We start from the raw sequence: 15,364 nt of genomic DNA, 5'->3' as shown, positions 1-15,364 counted from the left end.
GAAGCACGATGGTCACGAAGGCGTACGTCGTCGGTGTCGGAATGACGAAGTTCGAGAAGCCGGAGACCCGGGACTGGCAGTACTGGGACATGGCCCGCGAGGCGGGCACCGCGGCCCTCGCCGACGCGGGCGTCCCCTACGCGCGCGTGGAACAGGCCGCCGTCGGCTACTGCTTCCAGCCCTCCACCGCCGGCCAGCGCGCCGTCTACGAGCTCGGGCTCACCGGCATCCCCGTCCACAACCTCAACAACAACTGCGCCACCGGCTCCACCGCCCTCATGGTCGCCCGGCAGTTCGTCGAGGGCGGCATCGCCGACTGCGTCCTCGCCCTCGGCTTCGAGAAGATGAGCCGGGGCTCGCTGGGGGGCGGGGCGGGGGCCGGGGACTTCTCGGCCTCGCCCGTCGCCCGGCACTACGGCATCATGGCCGCCGCCCACGGCTTCGAGGCGTCCCCGCCCACCGCCCAGATCTTCGGCAACGCCGCCCGGGAGCACATGGAGCGGTACGGGACGACCGAGGTGCAGCTCGCGGCCGTCGGCGCCAAGAACCACCGGCACTCGGCGAACAACCCCAACGCCCAGTTCCAGGACGTCCACACGGTCGACGAGATCCTCGCCGCGAAGACCGTCCACCGGCCCCTCACCAAGCTCCAGTGCTCGCCCACCTCCGACGGCGCGGCCGCCGCCGTCGTCGTGTCGGAACGATTCGTCGCCGAACACGGCCTCCAGGACCGGGCGGTGGAGATCGCCGGCCAGGCGATGACCACCGACACCGAGGAGTCCTTCGCCTCCGGCTCCTGCATCGACGCCGTCGGCCGCCCCCTGTCCCGGGCCGCCGCCCGCCTCGCGTACGAGCGCTCGGGCCTCGGCATCGAGGACGTGGACGTCGTCGAACTCCACGACTGCTTCTCCGTCAACGAGCTGCTGACGTACGAGGCGCTCGGCATGTGCGAGGAGGGCGCCTCCGGCGAACTCGTCGAGTCCGGCGCCACCACCTACGGCGGGCGCTGGGTCGTGAACCCCTCCGGCGGCCTCATCTCCAAGGGCCACCCGCTCGGCGCCACCGGCCTCGCCCAGACCGCCGAACTGGTCTGGCAGCTGCGCGGCGGGGCGGGCGCCCGGCAGGTGGCGGGGGCGCGGGTCGGCCTCGCCCACAACATCGGCCTGGGCGGGGCGGCGGTGGTGACGCTGCTGCGGAAGGCGTAGGTCCGAGGGCCCGGGCGCGACCTACGAGGGACGTATGTACGGGGCAGAAGCGGTCTGCGACCATGACATCCATGCCGCAGACCGACTCCGTCACCACGCCCACGTCCTCCGCCGCCCCTCCCTCCCCCCGCGCCTGGACGGTCGTCCTGGTCGCCTGCGCGGGACAGTTCCTCGTCGTCCTCGACGTCTCCGTCGTGAACGTGGCGCTGCCGTCGATGCGGTCCGACCTCGGGCTCTCGGCGGCAGGACTGCAGTGGGTGATCAGCGCGTACGCGATCGCCTTCGCCGGGTTCATGCTGCTCGGAGGCCGGGCCGCCGACCTCTACGGGCGCAAGGCGATGTTCCTGCTCGGGCTCGGGCTCTTCACCGCCGCCTCGGTCGTCGGCGGCCTCGCCCAGGAGGGCTGGCAGCTCGTCGCGGGCCGCGCCGCCCAGGGCCTCGGCGCGGCCCTCCTCTCCCCGGCCACCCTGACCCTGGTCACCGGCGCCGTCCCGGCCGGCTCCGCCAGGACCCGGGCCATCGCCACCTGGACGGCGGTGGGCGCGGCCGGCGGCGCGGCGGGCGGCTTCGTCGGCGGGCTCCTCGTCGACCTGCTCTCCTGGCGCTGGGTCCTCCTGGTCAACGTCCCCGTGGGCGTCCTCGTCCTGGCGGGCGCGCTGCTCCGGCTCCGCGAGGGCCGCACCGGCACCGGCCGCCGCCTCGACCTGCCGGGCGCCGTCCTCGTCACCGCGGGCCTCGCCACCCTCGCGTACGGCATCGTCCAGACCGAGGCGGCCGGCTGGACCGACCCGGCGACCCTGCTGACGCTCCTCGGCGGCCTCGCGCTCCTCGCGCTCTTCGTGGCCGTCGAGGCCCGCACGGCGGCCCCGCTGATGCCGTTGAAGCTCTTCCGCACGCGGGCGGTGTCGGCGGCCAACGTGGGGATCCTGCTGTGCGGTTCGAGCTCCTTCGGCATGTGGTTCTTCATGACGACGTACGCGCAGGGCGTCCTCGGCTACACCCCGCTCCGGGCCGGTCTCGCGCTCGTCCCCAGCTCCCTCGCCGTCGTCCTGGGCTCGAAGCTGGCCCCGCGCCTGATGCCGGCCGTCGGTGCCCGGAACCTCGCGGTGACCGGTGCGCTCGTCGGGGCCGCCGGCTTCGCCTGGCAGTCGACGATGACCGTCGACGGCAGCTTCCTGACGACGGTCCTCGGGCCCGGCATCCTGATGATGGGCGGCATCGGCCTGGCGACCACCCCGCTGGCCGCCCTCGCCACGTCCAGCGCCGCCCCGGGCGACGCGGGCCTCGTCTCCGGCCTCGTCAACACCTCCCGCACGATGGGCGGCGCCCTCGGCATCGCCGCCCTGACGACGCTCGCGACCGCCGTCACGGGCCCGGCCGCCACCCCGGCCGGCCTCACCGCCGGTTACGCGGCGGCCTTCCGCGTCTCGACGGCCGTCCTCGTCGGCGCGGCCCTGCTGATGCTGGTGTGGCTGCCGAGGCGTACGAAGGGTTAGAGCCGGCCCTGCCGAAGCGGAACCCCAGGGCTCACAACCACCCCTGCCGCCGCGCCGCCCGCACCGCCTCCATCCGGTTCCGCGTGCCCGTCTTGCCGATCGCGGAGGACAGGTAGTTCCGTACCGTCGACTCCGAGAGGTGCAGGGACGCGGCGATGTCCGCGATCGTCGCGCCGTCCACCGAGGCCGCCAGGGCGTCCCGCTCGCGGCCCGTCAGCGGGTTCGGGCCCGCGCTGAGGGCCGCCGCCGCGAGGGCCGGGTCGATCACCGTCTCGCCCCGCAGCACCTGGCGGACCGCCTCGGCCAGGTCCTCCACGGGGCCGTCCTTCACGAGGAAGCCCGCCGCGCCCGCCTCCATCGCCCGCCGCAGGTAGCCGGGGCGGCCGAAGGTGGTGAGGATCAGGACCTTGCAGTCCGGGACCTCGTCCCGCAGGTCCGCCGCCGCGTCCAGGCCCGAACGTCCCGGAAGCTCGATGTCGAGCAGGGCCACGTCCGGGCGCGCGACGAGCGCCGCGTCGACGATCTCGTCCCCCCGTCCGACCTGCGCGACGACCTCGATGTCGTGCTCCATCCCGAGCAGCAGGGCCAGCGCCCCGCGCATCATGCCCTGGTCCTCGGCGAGCAGCAGTCTGATCATTCCGTGGGCTCCCCCTCGTGCGGTGCGGGGGTCTCCACGGGGAGCTCCGCGGTGACCCGGAACCCGCCCCGCGGGGCCGGTCCCGAGTCAAGGGTGCCGCCTGCCGCGGCGACCCGCTCGCGCAGGCCGCGCAGTCCGCTGCCCGGGACGGCGTCGGAGGGGCCGTGGCCGTTGTCGGTGACGGTGAGGCGGATGCGGTCGGCGGTGCCGGTGAGGCCGATCTCGCAGCGGGTGGCGCCGCTGTGCCGGATCGCGTTGGTCGCCGACTCCCGCACCACCCAGCTCAGCAGGGCCTCCGTCTGGGGCTCCAGGAGCGGGCCCGAGCGGCGTACGACCGGTTCGATGCCGGCCGAGGAGAGCGCGTCGCGCGCCCGGTCCAGCTCGGTGGCGAGGCTGCCCTCGCGGTAGCCGGTGACCGCCTCGCGGATCTCGGTGAGCGCCTGACGGCCCACCGACTCGATGTCCGCGACCTGGGCCAGGGCCGCGTCGAGGTCGCGCGGGGCGAGCCGCCGGACGACCTCCGACTTCACCACGATCACCGAGAGGGTGTGTCCGAGCAGGTCGTGCAGGTCGCGCGAGAACCGCAGCCGTTCCTTCTCGACGGCCGTCCTGGCCAGCTCCTCCCGGGTCGCCCGCAGCTCCCGGACCGTCTCGTCGAGGGCGAGGATCGCCGCCGTCACCATGATCGAGATGAAGGTGCCGTACACGATGCCGACGGAGCCCCAGTCGTCCTTCCAGAACGTCACCGCCCCGGCCGCGACGACCAGCGGGAACGCGATCAGGGGCAGCCGCCTGCCCCGCCGGACCACCGCGCCGACCGTGAGGCCCAGGAGCGGGAGGAGGAGCAGCCAGTCCCCGCCGTAGCCGATGGCGAGCCCGAAGGTGAGCGCGCCGAGGGCGGAGAGGAGCCACCAGGTCAGCGGGGCCTCGCGGCGGCCGCGGTCGAAGGCCCGGAAGACGATCGCGATGTAGAGGGTGTTGAAGGCGAGCAGTCCGAGGCCGCCGATCCACGGGTTGGGCGCGTCCCCGCCGAGGAGGTGGGAGAGCGCGCCGAGGCCCATGAGCAGCCAGGGGAGGAGGCTCAGTCCGCTCGGTCCCCGGTCCGCCAGGTACTTCTTCCGTGCCGTCACGGCCCGCCCCCACACGCTGTCGGTCATGCCCACTCCCTACGACGTCCTCGCCGAACGACGGTACGAGACCGCCGCGTACGTCCCGAACAGGGCCGCCCAGACCGCGATGACCGCCAGTGCCGCCGCGCCCGGGGCGTGGCCGCCGGCGACCGAGACGCCGAGTTCGGCGAAGCGGTTGGTCGGGGTGTACGCGGAGAGGGACCGCAGCCAGTCGGGGAAGAGGCTCACCGGGAACCACAGGCCGCCGAGGACCGCGAGGCCCAGGTTGCAGGCGATGTTCGCGACCCCGGTCGTCTGCGCGGTGAACCGGTAGCCGTTGCCGATGCCGAGGAGGGTGAAGGGGAGCGAGCCGAGCCAGAGGGCGAGCGCGACCACGGCCCACTCCCAGGCCGCCAGGTGGACGCCGTTGACGAGGCCGCCGGCGAGGAGGACCCCGACGATCGACGGCAGCACCACCACCGAGCCGGTGAGGGCGCGGCCGGTGACGACCTGACGCGGGCTCATCGGGGTGATCCGCAGCTGCCGTAGCCAGCCGGACCCCTTGTCCTCGGCGACGCCCGTGCCGATCGACAGGGCGGCGCCGAGCGCCCCGTACGCCGCCATGCCGATCATGGAGGCGGTCTTCCACTCCTCCTCGTTCTGGCCGCCGAGGTTGGTGAAGAGGAGGTACATCATCACCGGGACGGCGACGGCGCCGAGGGCGAAGCCGGTGTCGCGCAGGGTGCGGCGGACTTCGAGGCGTACGTACTCGGTGATCATCGGGTCGTCTCCAGGGGCCGGGCGTGCGCGGTGAGGGCGAGGAAGGCGTCGTTGAGGGACACGGGGGCGACTTCGAGGCCCCGGATCGCGTTCCGTCCGGCGAGCGCGCGGACGGTCGCGTCGGAGTCTTCGGTGTGGAGCCGGGCGCGGTCGCCGCGGATCTCCACGGAGGTCACGCCGGGAAGCAGGTCCAGGCCCTCGCTGGGGCCACCGGCCAGGTCGAAGGCGACGAGGCTGCCGCCGGCCGCGCGCCTGAGCTCCTCGCCGGTGCCGTCGGCGAGGACGCGGCCGGAGTCGATGACGACGATCCGGTCGGCGTGGGCGTCGGCCTCCTCCAGGTAGTGGGTGGAGAAGAGGACGGTGTTGCCGCGCCGGGCGTAGCCGCGCATCGAGTCCCAGAAGGCCTCGCGGGCCTCGACGTCGAGGGCGGCGGTGGGCTCGTCGAGGACGATCAGTTCGGGGCTGCCGGCGAGGGCGACGGCGAAGCGGACGCGCTGGACCTGGCCGCCGGAGAGGCGGTCGACCCGGCGGTCGGCGAGGCCGGTGAGGCCGGCGAGCGCGAGGGCTTCGGCGACCGGCATGGGCTTCGGGTAGGTGCGGGCGACGAAGGTGACGAGCTCGCGGACGGTGACCCGGGGGACCGGGCGGCCGTCCTGGAGCATCGCGCCGGTCCGGCCGGCCGCGACGGCGCGGGCCGGCGCGTCGCCGAAGAGCCGCACCTCGCCGCCGTCGGGCTCGTCGAGGCCGAGGAGCAGGCCGATGGTGGTGGACTTGCCGGCGCCGTTGCGGCCGAGCAGGGCGACGGTCTCGCCGCGCCGGATGCTGAGGTCGATGCCGTCCACGGCGCGGACCGCTCCGAAGGACCGGGTGACTCCGGTGAAGGCGACCGCTGTCTCGTTCTTCATGGGGACGACGCTACGAATCGGGGGCCGTGGCCCGGCAGGCGTGGATGTACGGACCTGGCCGTGACAAATGTCCCGGGTGCCGCGCCCCACAGGGTTTCTGACAATCCGTCAGGAGGGTTCACAACTCCTGTCGGCTCGGCTATACAGGGGGTCCACCGACCTAGAACGCGTTCTAGAACGGGCGCGTACGGGACGGTCCCCGCACGGCCTCGGTGCGGCCGACGGTGCGGACGGCCGCGCCGAGGCCTTCCACGGAACGAGGAGCAGCAGCCCGATGCCCATCGACCCCGTCAAGGCCGTCGCCGCCGAACCCCGCAGCGTCGAGATCTCCTGGGACCACAAGGACGTCCAGCTCTACCACCTGGGCCTCGGCGCGGGCGTCCCCGCGACCGACCCCGACGAGCTCCGCTACACCCTGGAGTCCCGGCTCCACGTCCTGCCCAGCTTCGCCACCGTCGCGGGCGCCGGCATGGGCGTCGTCGGCGGGCTCTCCGCCCCCGGCATCGACATCGACCTCGCCGCCGTCCTGCACGGCGGCCAGTCGATCACCCTCCACCGCCCCCTGCCCACCGGCGGCAGGGCCGTCTCCACCTCCCGCGTCGCCGCCGTGTACGACAAGGGCAAGGCCGCCGTCCTCGTCCTGCGCTCCGAGGCCGCCGACGAGGACGGCCCGCTCTGGACCAGCGACGCCTCGATCTTCGTCCGCGGCGAGGGCGGCTGGGGCGGCGACCGCGGCCCCTCCGAGCGCCTCCCGCTCCCGGACCGCGCGCCCGACGCCGACGTCGAGCGGCCGATCCGCGAGGAACAGGCCCTGCTCTACCGGCTCTCCGGGGACTGGAACCCGCTCCACGCCGACCCCGGGTTCGCCGCGCTCGCCGGCTTCGACCGGCCGATCCTGCACGGCCTCTGCTCGTACGGCATGACCCTCAAGGCGGTGGTGGACACGCTGCTCGGCGGAGACGTCACCCGCGTCCGCGCGTACCGCACGCGCTTCGCCGGGATCGTCTTCCCCGGCGAGACCCTGCGCATCCGGATGTGGGCCGGCGACGGCCGCGTCCAGGTGGCGGTGACGGCCGTGGAGCGCGACGACGCCCCGGTCCTCGCCGACACCCTCGTCGAACACGCCTGACCGCCCGATCGCCCGATCGCCCGAGGGGAGCCGCACCATGCGCGCAGCCGTACTGCACGAGATCGGCCAGGAAAAACTCGAGGTCCTCGACGACGTCGAGGCGGTGGGCTTCGGCCCCGGCAAGGTGCGGATCCGGGTGCGGGCCACCGGCCTGTGCCACTCCGACGTCTCCGCCATGAGCGGCGTCCTGCCGCAGCCCGCCCCCTTCGTCCCCGGCCACGAGGGCGCCGGCGAGGTCCTCGACGTCGGCGACGGCGTCACCGGGCTCGCCCGGGGGCAGCGGGTCCTGCTCTGCTGGCTGCCCGCCTGCGGCAGCTGTCCCTCCTGCAGGCGCGGCCAGACCCAGCTGTGCCTGGCCGGCTTCATGAACGCCGGCACGCCCAACTTCAGGCGCCCCGGCGGGGACGTCTTCGGCTTCGCCGGCACCGGCACCTTCACCGAGGAGGTCGTCGTCGACGCGGGCTGCGCCGTCCCGATCCCCGACGACGTCCCCTTCGACATCGCCGCCCTCATCGGCTGCGGCGTCACCACCGGCCTCGGGGCCGCCATCAACACCGCCGGGGTGGAGGCCGGGTCGTCGGTCGCCGTCATCGGCTGCGGCGGCGTCGGCATCTCCGCGATCCAGGGCGCCAGGCTCCAGGGCGCCGCCCAGATCGTCGCCGTCGACCCCGTCGAGTCCCGGCGCGAGGCCGCGCTGCGGTTCGGCGCCACCGAGGCGGTCGCCCCCGAGGCGCTCGCCGACGCCAAGCAGCGCATCACCGGCGGCGAGGGCTTCGACTACGTCTTCGAGGTCGTCGGCCGGTCCGCCACCGCCCGCACCGCGTACGAGACGACCCGCCGCGGCGGCACCCTCTGCGTCGTCGGCGCGGGCGCCCTCGACGACTTCCTCCAGCTCAACATGTTCGAGCTGTTCTTCGACGAGAAGCGGATCCTTCCCTCGATGTACGGGGGCGGGGACGTGCTCCGCTCGTACGAACGCGCCATCGCGCTCTGGCGGGCCGGCCGCATCGACCTGGAATCGCTGATCACCCACCGGGTGCCGCTGGCGGGCGTCAACGAGGCCCTGGAGCAGATGCGGACCGGCGCGGCCCTCCGCACCTGCATCGAGATCTGAGAGGACTCCGGTCATGTCACTGCCTCTTGAGGGGCTGAGCGCGATCGTCACCGGCGCCGGGCGCGGGCTCGGCCGCGCCGAGGCCCTGGAACTCGCCCGGCTCGGCGCCGCCGTCGTCGTCAACGACTACGGGCAGCCCGGCCGCGACGGCTCGGGCGAGGCCTCCGCCGCGCCCGCCGAGGAGGTCGCGGCGGAGATCCGCGCGGCGGGCGGCCGGGCGGTCGCCCACCTCGGAGACGTCTCCGACTTCGAGACGGCGCGGGCCCTGGTCGACCTGGCGGTGGCCGAGTTCGGGAAGCTGGACGTCCTGGTCAACAACGCGGGCATCCTGCGCGACCGGATGGTCTTCTCGATGAGCGAGGACGAGTGGGACTCGGTCGTACGCGTCCACCTCAAAGGCCACTTCAACACCACCCACTTCGCGGCGGTGCACTGGCGGGGCCGCGCCAAGGCGGGCGAGAGCGGCGTCCACGGCCGCATCGTCAACACCTCCTCGGAGGCCTTCCTCGCGGGCTCGGCCGGCCAGCCGAACTACGCGGCGGCCAAGGGCGGCATCGTGGGCCTGACCACCTCGTCGGCGCTCGCGCTCGCCCGGTACGGGGTCACGGTGAACGCGATCTGCCCCCGGGCCAGGACGCGGATGACCGAGGACGTCTTCGCCGGCTTCGCCGAGCCGACGGCCGAGGGCGAGCTCGACCCGCTGTCCCCGGACCACGTGGCCCCGCTCGTCGGCTATCTGGCGTCCCCGGCGGCGGCCGGGGTCAACGGACAGCTGCTGGTCGTGCACGGCGGGATGGTGGCGGTCGTGGACCGGCCGAGGGTCTCGGCCAAGTTCGACACGGCCAAGGGGGCGTTCACGTACGAGGAGCTGGACTCCCTCCTGACCCCGCACTACGCCTCCCGCCCGGCGGGCGAGACCTTCGCGGCGACGGAGGTGCTGGGCCTGAAGAAGGGCTGAGCCACGGGGGCGGGGGTGGGAAGGGCGAGCCACGGGGCGGCGGTGGGGAAAGGCGAGCCACGGGGTGGCGGTGGGGAAAGGCGAGCCACGGCGTGGCGGTGGGGAAAGGCGAAGGGCCCCGGGGGCGATCCCGGGGCCCTTCGTTTCTTCCCTCAGTGCGCGTGGGCGTCGCCCTCGCGGCGGTGCCGGCCGTGCGGCGAGGACGTGGAGTCCTCCACCGGGGACGCCTGACCGCGGTGCTTCCCGGAGCCGTGCGACTCCGTACCCTGCGTGCTTCCTTCGGACATGCTGGAACTCACCCCGTACGTCTTGCTCTTGCTGTGCGGCCGTGAGTCTAACGAGCCGGTCCGCGGTCCGTCAGAGGAGCCTGCTGCAAAGGCACCGGGCGGCACACCCGGGGCTCCTCGACGACCACCGGCTCGGGCTCGGGCTCCGGCTCCGGCGGCATCTCCAGGCCCGCGAGCCCGCACGGCACCTCGGCCGTCGCGTACGGAAGCCGCAGCACGCCCTCGGCCGTCCACAGGCCCGCCCCGGCCAGCCAGCCCTGGGGCGCGGCCAGTTGGGCCATCCGGCGGGAGGAGGGCTGCCAGACGCCCACCCAGCTGCCGGCCGCCGCGTCGATCCGCAGCGCCACCGCGCAGCTCTCCGGCATCAGCACCTGCCCCGGCTGCACCGCGAACGGCGTCACGGCCGCGTCGTCGAGCCGCAGGCACTCGGGGAACCGCACCGGCAGCAGGCTGCCGAGCACGCCCCAGCCGAGCCGGTCGTGCCCCGGCGCGTCGGAGCGGATCAGGAGCAGTCCGCTGTCGGGATCGGCGAGCAGCAGCCGGTCGTCGCTCTCCTCGGTGATCTGGAGCAGCGGCGTCACCTCCCCGCCCCGCTCCAGGTCGACGGCGACCGCCTTCACCGGCCCGTCGTCGAGCCGTCGGTCCAGCGCGAGCATCCGGCCCGTGCGGTCGAGCCACACCCCGCCCGTGCAGCGGCCCTTGACCTCCGCCACCCGCTCCGGGCCGAAGGCCCCGCCCGCCACCAGCCACAGCGTCGTCGTGTCGGGGCCGACGCACATCGCGTACGCGCAGATGCCGTCCGGCGAGGGCGGGAGCAGCACCAGCCGCTCGGATCCGGGCGCCTCCACCGAGCCGAGACGGAGCTCGCCGGTGGCCGGGCCGGTGGGGTACAGCAGCGAGAAGGTGTTCCGCCGGCCGTCGACGCGGCGGGCGACGAGGACCCGGCCGTCCGCGAGGGGCAGCAGCCGGGTGCCCGGCTCCTCCGGCTGGTCGAGGGGGAGCGGCACGGCGTACGGCTCGGGGCCGTCGAGGGTCCACCTCTCCACGTACAGGGCGTCGCCCTCGCCCGCGAGCCTGGCCGCGTACGCGCCGTTGGCCGTGATCGTGAACCCCGTCGGCCATCCGGCGCCCCCGCCCTGCTTCCCGGCGCGGTCGTCGTCCTCGGCCGTGGTCTCGATGGCACACGCTGTCATCGACTGGTCACCTCCAGCGACGAAGCTAGTTTTCGCACTCCCAGCCGAACAGCACGAGCCCGCCCACTTCACACATAAGGGTGGCCGTCCGGCGGTTCGGCTGAGGGGGAGGGGGTGGTTGTGCTGGAGTGGCCCATGGTGAGTAAGGTAAGGCGAACCTAAGTGGAGGTTGCGCCTCCGTTGGGTCGTGCCCGTGTCCCCGCCAGGATGACCCGTACAGGAGCCTCCTCATGTCCCTCCGCCGCCGCGGCACCGCCGCCGCCGTCGCCCTCGCCGCCGCGCTCTCGCTCGCGGCCTGCGGAAGCGGCGACGGGTCCTCCGCCCCCGCCGGGAAGGAGGACACGGCCAAGAAGAAGGACGTCGCCACCGGCGGCAAGGACTTCGGCGACGCCGCGGCCAGGACCGCGGCCATGGGCACCGACGCGAAGCCCGGCCAGTTCCCCCGCACCCTCACCCACGCCCTCGGGAAGACCGAGATCGAGGCCGCCCCCGAGCGGGTCGTCGTCCTCGACGTCGGCGAGCTCGACAACGTCGTCTCCCTCGGCGTCAAGCCCGTCGGCTACGCCCCCTCCGAAGGCGACGACGGCATCCCCGGCTACCTCGCGAAGGACGCCGGCACCCCGAAGTCCGTCGGCACCATCAACAACCTCAACCTGGAGGCCATCGCCAACCTCCAGCCCGACCTCATCCTCGGCAGCCAGCTGCGCGCCGCCGACAAGTACGACGAGCTGTCGAAGATCGCGCCCACCGTGTTCTCCGTCCGCCCGGGCTTCACCTGGAAGGAGAACTACCTCCTCAACGCCGCCGCCCTCGACAGGACCGCCGAGGCGAAGGCGAAGCTCGCCGCGTACGAGACCAAGGCCGAGCAGCTGGGTGCGGACATCGGCCCCGACAAGCCGACCGTCTCCATGGTCCGCTACCTCCCCGGCAAGATCCGCCTCTACGCCGAGGCCTCCTTCATCGGCACGATCCTGGAGGACGTCGGCCTGCCCCGGCCCGAGAACCAGCAGATCGACGAGCTCGCGGCCGAGATCAGCCCCGAGAGGATCGACGAGGCCGACGCCGACTGGATCTTCACCGGCGTCTACGGCGACGCCGAGGCCACCAAGAAGGACACCGCCCAGGCCAACCCGCTCTGGAAGAACCTCCAGGCCGTCAAGGCCGGCCGGGCCAAGGACGTCCCGGACGAGACCTGGTACCTCGGCCTCGGCGTCACGGCCGCGAACAGCGTCCTCGACGACCTGCGCGCCGACCTCGTGAAGTAGGCGACGGGGCCCGGCACCGAACCGGCGCCGGGGGCCTCCTCGGCCCGAAACCACCGCGACCGACGATCGAGGAACCCCGACGGCGGCCCGCCGCCTCCGCGAGAGCGGCGCCGGTTCAGGCGCAAAGAGGAGACAGGTAGCCTTTCCCTCGTGCCCCGTCTGTCTGAAGTCATCGCCGAGCTCGACGCCCTCTGGCCACCGGAGCGAGCCGAGTCGTGGGACGCCGTCGGCACCGTCTGCGGCGACCCCGACGCCGAGGTCACCCGCGTCCTCTTCGCCGTCGACCCCGTCCAGGAGATCGCCGACGAGGCCGTCGCCCTCGGCGCCGACCTGATCGTCACCCACCACCCGCTCTACCTGCGCGGTACGACGACGGTCGCGGCCGGCCACTTCAAGGGCCGCGTCGTCCACACCCTGATCAAGCAGGACATCGCCCTCCACGTCGCGCACACCAACGCCGACACCGCCGACCCCGGCGTCTCCGACGCCCTCGCCGGCGCGCTCGACCTCCGGGTCACCGGGCCCCTCGTCCCCGAGAACAACCTCGGCCGGATCTGCGAGCTCGACCGCCCCGAGACCCTCGCCGACTTCGCCGCCCGCGCGGCGAAGCGGCTGCCCGCCACCGCCCAGGGCGTCCGGGTCGCCGGCGACCCCGCCATGACCGTGCGCCGCGTCGCCGTCAGCGGCGGCTCCGGGGACAGTCTCTTCGACGCCGTACGAGCCGCGGGCGTCGACGCCTTCCTCACCGCCGACCTGCGCCACCACCCGGTCTCCGAGGCCACCCAGCACTCTCCGCTGGGCCTGGTCGACGCCGCCCACTGGGCCACCGAATGGCCCTGGTGCGAGCAGGCCGCCGCGCAGCTCGACGAGATTTCCGACCGCCACGGCTGGGACCTCCGCGTCCACGTCTCGAAGACGGTCACCGACCCCTGGTCCTCCCACCACACCTCCCCTGGAGCCCCCAACTGAACGCCGCGCCCGCCGACCAGATCCGCCTCCTCGACGTCCAGGCCCTGGACGTCCGCCTCCAGCAGCTCGCCCACAAGCGCCGCTCGCTGCCCGAGCACGCCGAGATCGAGGCGCTGACCAAGGACCTCACCCAGCTGCGCGACCTGCTCGTCGCCGCGCAGACCGAGGAGAGCGACTGCGGCCGCGAGCAGACCAAGGCCGAGCAGGACGTCGACCAGGTCCGCCAGCGCGCCGCCCGCGACCAGCAGCGGCTCGACTCCGGCGCCGTCTCCTCCCCGAAGGACCTGGAGAACCTCCAGCGCGAGATCGTCTCCCTCGCCAAGCGCCAGGGCGACCTGGAGGAGATCGTCCTCGAGGTCATGGAGCGCCGCGAGGCCGTCCAGGAGCGCCTCGCCGAGCTGACCGAGCGGGTCTCCGCCGTGCAGGCCAAGGTGGACGACGCCACCGCGCGCCGCGACGCCGCGCAGGCCGAGCTGGACGCCGAGGCGACCTCCGTCGCCAAGGAGCGCGAGCTCGTCGCGGGCTCCGTCCCGGCCGACCTGATCAAGCTGTACGAGAAGCTGCGCGAGCAGCAGGGCGGCGTCGGCGCGGCCCGCCTGTACCAGCGCAAGTGCGAGGGCTGCCACATCGAGCTCAACATCACCGAGCTCAACGAGGTCCGCGCCGCCGCGGCCGACACGGTCGTCCGGTGCGAGAACTGCCGCCGGATCCTCGTCCGCACCTCGGAGTCCGGCCTGTAATGCGCGAACTCGTGGTCGAGGCGGACGGCGGCTCCCGGGGCAACCCGGGGCCCGCCGGCTACGGCGCGGTCGTCCTCGACCCGGCGACGGGGGAGACCCTCGCGGAGGCCGCCGAGTACATCGGCGTGGCCACGAACAACGTCGCCGAGTACAAGGGCCTCGTGGCGGGCCTGAAGGCGGCCCGGGAACTCTTCCCGGACGCCCTCGTCCACGTCCGCATGGACTCCAAGCTGGTCGTCGAGCAGATGTCCGGCCGCTGGAAGATCAAGCACCCGGACATGAAGCCGCTCGCGGCCGAGGCCGGACGGGTCTTCCCGCCCGGCCGGGTCCGCTACGAGTGGATCCCGCGCGAGCGGAACAAGCACGCGGACCGGCTCGCGAACGAGGCGATGGACGCGGGCAAGCGGGGCCTCCGGTGGGAGCCCTCGGCCTCCACGGCGGGCCTGGACGCCACGGCCGCCCGCAACGCCGCGGCCCCGCCCCCCTCGGGCCCGCCCGGCGACGCGACGGCGGGCGCGGCGCGGGCGCGCGCGGCGCTGGTCTCCGGCGCCGGACCGGTGGCCGCTCCGGGCACGAGCGGTACGGGCACGGGATCGGGCGCCTGGCCGACCGCCGTGTCGCGCCCGACGGCCCCGTCCACCGCCCCGGACGACACCCTGTTCGACGTCCCGTCCACCGCCCCGGACGACGTCCCGTCAACCGCCCCGTCCGCCGCCGAGGAGGCCGTCGCGGCCTCGGTGGCCTCCGGTGACTTCGAGGCCGAGGCGGGAGCCCTGGCCCCGGTGGGCCGCACGGCCCGTGCCGAGGCCCCGGGCGCGGGGACCACCGGGTCCGGAGCGCCCGCGGCCGGTCCCCCGGGAACCGCCGCGGCCGGCACCACGCCGGCGCCGGCGGCCACCGTCCACGCTCCCGCCGCCCCCCGCCAGGGCTGGACCGGGCCGGACATGGGGGCGCCCGCGACGTTCGTGCTGTTGCGGCACGGGGAGACCGCGCTCACGCCCGAGAAGCGCTTCTCGGGGAGCGGGGGGAGCGACCCCGAGCTGTCGGCGGCCGGGCTGCGACAGGCCGAGGCCGTCGCCGAGGCGCTCGCCGCGCGCGGCACCGTCCAGGAGATCGTCAGCTCGCCGCTCGCCCGCTGCCGCCGGACCGCCGGTGTCGTCGCCACCCGGCTCGGCCTGGACGTGCGGATCGAGCAGGGCCTGCGGGAGACCGACTTCGGCGCCTGGGAGGGCCTGACGTTCGGCGAGGTCCGCGAGCGGTACCCGGAGGACCTCGACGCCTGGCTGGCCTCGCCGAAGGCCGCGCCGACCGGCGGGGGCGAGAGCTTCGCGACCGTCGCCCGGCGCGTCGCCGCGACCCGGGACCGGCTGACCGCCGCGTACGCGGGCCGCACGGTCCTCCTGGTCACCCACGTCACGCCGATCAAGACCCTGGTCCGGCTCGCGCTCGGCGCCCCGCCGGAGTCGCTGTTCCGGATGGAGCTGTCGGCCGCCTCGATCTCGGCCGTGGCCTACTACGCCGACGGCAACGCCTCCGTACGGCTCCTCAACGACACCTCGCACCTGAGGTAGCCGCAA

Annotated in this window: 15 protein-coding genes; 9 read left to right on the top strand and 6 right to left on the bottom strand. The window is 74.2% G+C overall.

Annotation, left to right across the window (positions count from 1 at the left end; all coding sequences use genetic code 11):
* Positions 1–8: 8 nt before the first annotated feature.
* Together IE180_RS09760 and IE180_RS09755 are read left to right on the top strand one after the other, a co-directional pair.
* Positions 9–1,205, top strand: a complete 1,197-nt coding sequence (locus IE180_RS09760; protein ID WP_190156431.1) for a lipid-transfer protein — start codon at positions 9–11, stop codon at positions 1,203–1,205.
* A gap of 62 nt (positions 1,206–1,267) precedes the next feature.
* A complete protein-coding gene (locus IE180_RS09755) occupies positions 1,268–2,701 on the top strand; it encodes an MFS transporter (protein ID WP_190156430.1) in 1,434 nt (477 codons plus the stop codon).
* 31 nt (positions 2,702–2,732) lie between these two features.
* On the opposite strand, the gene IE180_RS09750 is transcribed toward IE180_RS09755, so the two are convergent.
* From IE180_RS09750 to IE180_RS09735, 4 genes are read right to left on the bottom strand one after another with little or no spacing between them, the layout of a single operon-like run.
* Positions 2,733–3,338: a response regulator transcription factor gene (locus IE180_RS09750; RefSeq protein WP_093876367.1), complete on the bottom strand. Its 606-nt coding sequence runs from the start codon at positions 3,336–3,338 to the stop codon at positions 2,733–2,735.
* Positions 3,335–4,495, bottom strand: coding sequence for a sensor histidine kinase (locus IE180_RS09745; RefSeq protein WP_190156429.1), 1,161 nt, complete (start codon positions 4,493–4,495; stop codon positions 3,335–3,337). Before IE180_RS09745 ends, IE180_RS09750 begins: the two co-directional genes overlap by 4 nt.
* Positions 4,496–4,504: 9 nt before the next feature.
* The gene (locus IE180_RS09740; protein WP_373302712.1) at positions 4,505–5,227 is read right to left on the bottom strand and encodes an ABC transporter permease; all 723 of its coding nucleotides are present in this window, start codon (positions 5,225–5,227) and stop codon (positions 4,505–4,507) included.
* Positions 5,224–6,132 carry an ABC transporter ATP-binding protein gene (locus IE180_RS09735; RefSeq protein WP_190156428.1) on the bottom strand — a complete coding sequence of 303 codons (909 nt, stop codon included), beginning with the start codon at positions 6,130–6,132 and terminating at the stop codon, positions 5,224–5,226. The genes IE180_RS09740 and IE180_RS09735 overlap by 4 nt, the downstream gene beginning before the upstream one ends.
* 274 nt (positions 6,133–6,406) lie before the next feature.
* Here IE180_RS09735 and chsH3 point away from each other — a divergent pair, with 274 nt between their 5' ends.
* Genes chsH3 through IE180_RS09720 form a run of 3 tightly spaced genes read left to right on the top strand, consistent with a single transcriptional unit; the run spans position 6,407 to position 9,333 of the window.
* Positions 6,407–7,261, top strand: coding sequence for an enoyl-CoA hydratase ChsH3 (gene chsH3 / locus IE180_RS09730; RefSeq protein ID WP_190156427.1), 855 nt, complete (start codon positions 6,407–6,409; stop codon positions 7,259–7,261).
* A 37-nt stretch (positions 7,262–7,298) separates the two neighbouring features.
* The gene (locus IE180_RS09725) at positions 7,299–8,375 is read left to right on the top strand and encodes a Zn-dependent alcohol dehydrogenase (protein WP_190156426.1); all 1,077 of its coding nucleotides are present in this window, start codon (positions 7,299–7,301) and stop codon (positions 8,373–8,375) included.
* Positions 8,376–8,388: 13 nt separating this feature from the next.
* A complete protein-coding gene (locus tag IE180_RS09720; protein ID WP_190156425.1) occupies positions 8,389–9,333 on the top strand; it encodes a 3-oxoacyl-ACP reductase in 945 nt (314 codons plus the stop codon).
* A gap of 152 nt (positions 9,334–9,485) precedes the next feature.
* On the opposite strand, the gene IE180_RS37140 is transcribed toward IE180_RS09720, so the two are convergent.
* Together IE180_RS37140 and IE180_RS09715 are read right to left on the bottom strand one after the other, a co-directional pair.
* The gene (locus IE180_RS37140; RefSeq protein WP_268255444.1) at positions 9,486–9,620 is read right to left on the bottom strand and encodes a hypothetical protein; all 135 of its coding nucleotides are present in this window, start codon (positions 9,618–9,620) and stop codon (positions 9,486–9,488) included.
* A 47-nt stretch (positions 9,621–9,667) separates the two neighbouring features.
* Positions 9,668–10,813, bottom strand: a complete 1,146-nt coding sequence (locus IE180_RS09715; protein ID WP_190156424.1) for a hypothetical protein — start codon at positions 10,811–10,813, stop codon at positions 9,668–9,670.
* Between the two features lie 230 nt (positions 10,814–11,043).
* Between IE180_RS09715 and IE180_RS09710 the strand changes: the two genes are divergently transcribed.
* From IE180_RS09710 to IE180_RS09695, 4 genes are all read left to right on the top strand, one after another.
* A complete protein-coding gene (locus IE180_RS09710; protein ID WP_190156423.1) occupies positions 11,044–12,078 on the top strand; it encodes an ABC transporter substrate-binding protein in 1,035 nt (344 codons plus the stop codon).
* A 150-nt stretch (positions 12,079–12,228) separates the two neighbouring features.
* Positions 12,229–13,047, top strand: a complete 819-nt coding sequence (locus IE180_RS09705; protein WP_190156422.1) for a Nif3-like dinuclear metal center hexameric protein — start codon at positions 12,229–12,231, stop codon at positions 13,045–13,047.
* Positions 13,044–13,787: a zinc ribbon domain-containing protein gene (locus IE180_RS09700; protein WP_190156829.1), complete on the top strand. Its 744-nt coding sequence runs from the start codon at positions 13,044–13,046 to the stop codon at positions 13,785–13,787. Before IE180_RS09705 ends, IE180_RS09700 begins: the two co-directional genes overlap by 4 nt.
* Positions 13,787–15,358 (top strand): bifunctional RNase H/acid phosphatase, encoded by a 1,572-nt coding sequence (locus IE180_RS09695; protein WP_190156421.1) that lies wholly within the window; start codon positions 13,787–13,789, stop codon positions 15,356–15,358. Before IE180_RS09700 ends, IE180_RS09695 begins: the two co-directional genes overlap by 1 nt.
* Positions 15,359–15,364 lie beyond the last annotated feature (6 nt).

Origin of the sequence: Streptomyces litmocidini, assembly GCF_014649755.1 — a bacterium.
Lineage (GTDB): Bacteria > Actinomycetota > Actinomycetes > Streptomycetales > Streptomycetaceae > Streptomyces > Streptomyces litmocidini.
This window is presented reverse-complemented; position numbering and strand designations above follow the sequence as displayed.

Bases quoted from the DNA above. Each gene is read 5' to 3' on its own strand.
- IE180_RS09695 (WP_190156421.1), top strand. From the start codon at position 13,787: ATGCGCGAACTCGTGGTCGAGGCGGACGGCGGCTCCCGGGGCAACCCG.
- IE180_RS09710 (WP_190156423.1), top strand. From the start codon at position 11,044: ATGTCCCTCCGCCGCCGCGGCACCGCCGCCGCCGTCGCCCTCGCCGCC.
- IE180_RS09715 (WP_190156424.1), bottom strand. From the start codon at position 10,813: ATGACAGCGTGTGCCATCGAGACCACGGCCGAGGACGACGACCGCGCC.
- IE180_RS09735 (WP_190156428.1), bottom strand. From the start codon at position 6,132: ATGAAGAACGAGACAGCGGTCGCCTTCACCGGAGTCACCCGGTCCTTC.
- IE180_RS09720 (WP_190156425.1), top strand. From the start codon at position 8,389: ATGTCACTGCCTCTTGAGGGGCTGAGCGCGATCGTCACCGGCGCCGGG.
- IE180_RS37140 (WP_268255444.1), bottom strand. From the start codon at position 9,620: ATGTCCGAAGGAAGCACGCAGGGTACGGAGTCGCACGGCTCCGGGAAG.
- IE180_RS09755 (WP_190156430.1), top strand. From the start codon at position 1,268: ATGACATCCATGCCGCAGACCGACTCCGTCACCACGCCCACGTCCTCC.
- chsH3 (WP_190156427.1), top strand. From the start codon at position 6,407: ATGCCCATCGACCCCGTCAAGGCCGTCGCCGCCGAACCCCGCAGCGTC.
- IE180_RS09725 (WP_190156426.1), top strand. From the start codon at position 7,299: ATGCGCGCAGCCGTACTGCACGAGATCGGCCAGGAAAAACTCGAGGTC.
- IE180_RS09740 (WP_373302712.1), bottom strand. From the start codon at position 5,227: ATGATCACCGAGTACGTACGCCTCGAAGTCCGCCGCACCCTGCGCGAC.
- IE180_RS09750 (WP_093876367.1), bottom strand. From the start codon at position 3,338: ATGATCAGACTGCTGCTCGCCGAGGACCAGGGCATGATGCGCGGGGCG.
- IE180_RS09745 (WP_190156429.1), bottom strand. From the start codon at position 4,495: ATGACCGACAGCGTGTGGGGGCGGGCCGTGACGGCACGGAAGAAGTAC.
- IE180_RS09760 (WP_190156431.1), top strand. From the start codon at position 9: ATGGTCACGAAGGCGTACGTCGTCGGTGTCGGAATGACGAAGTTCGAG.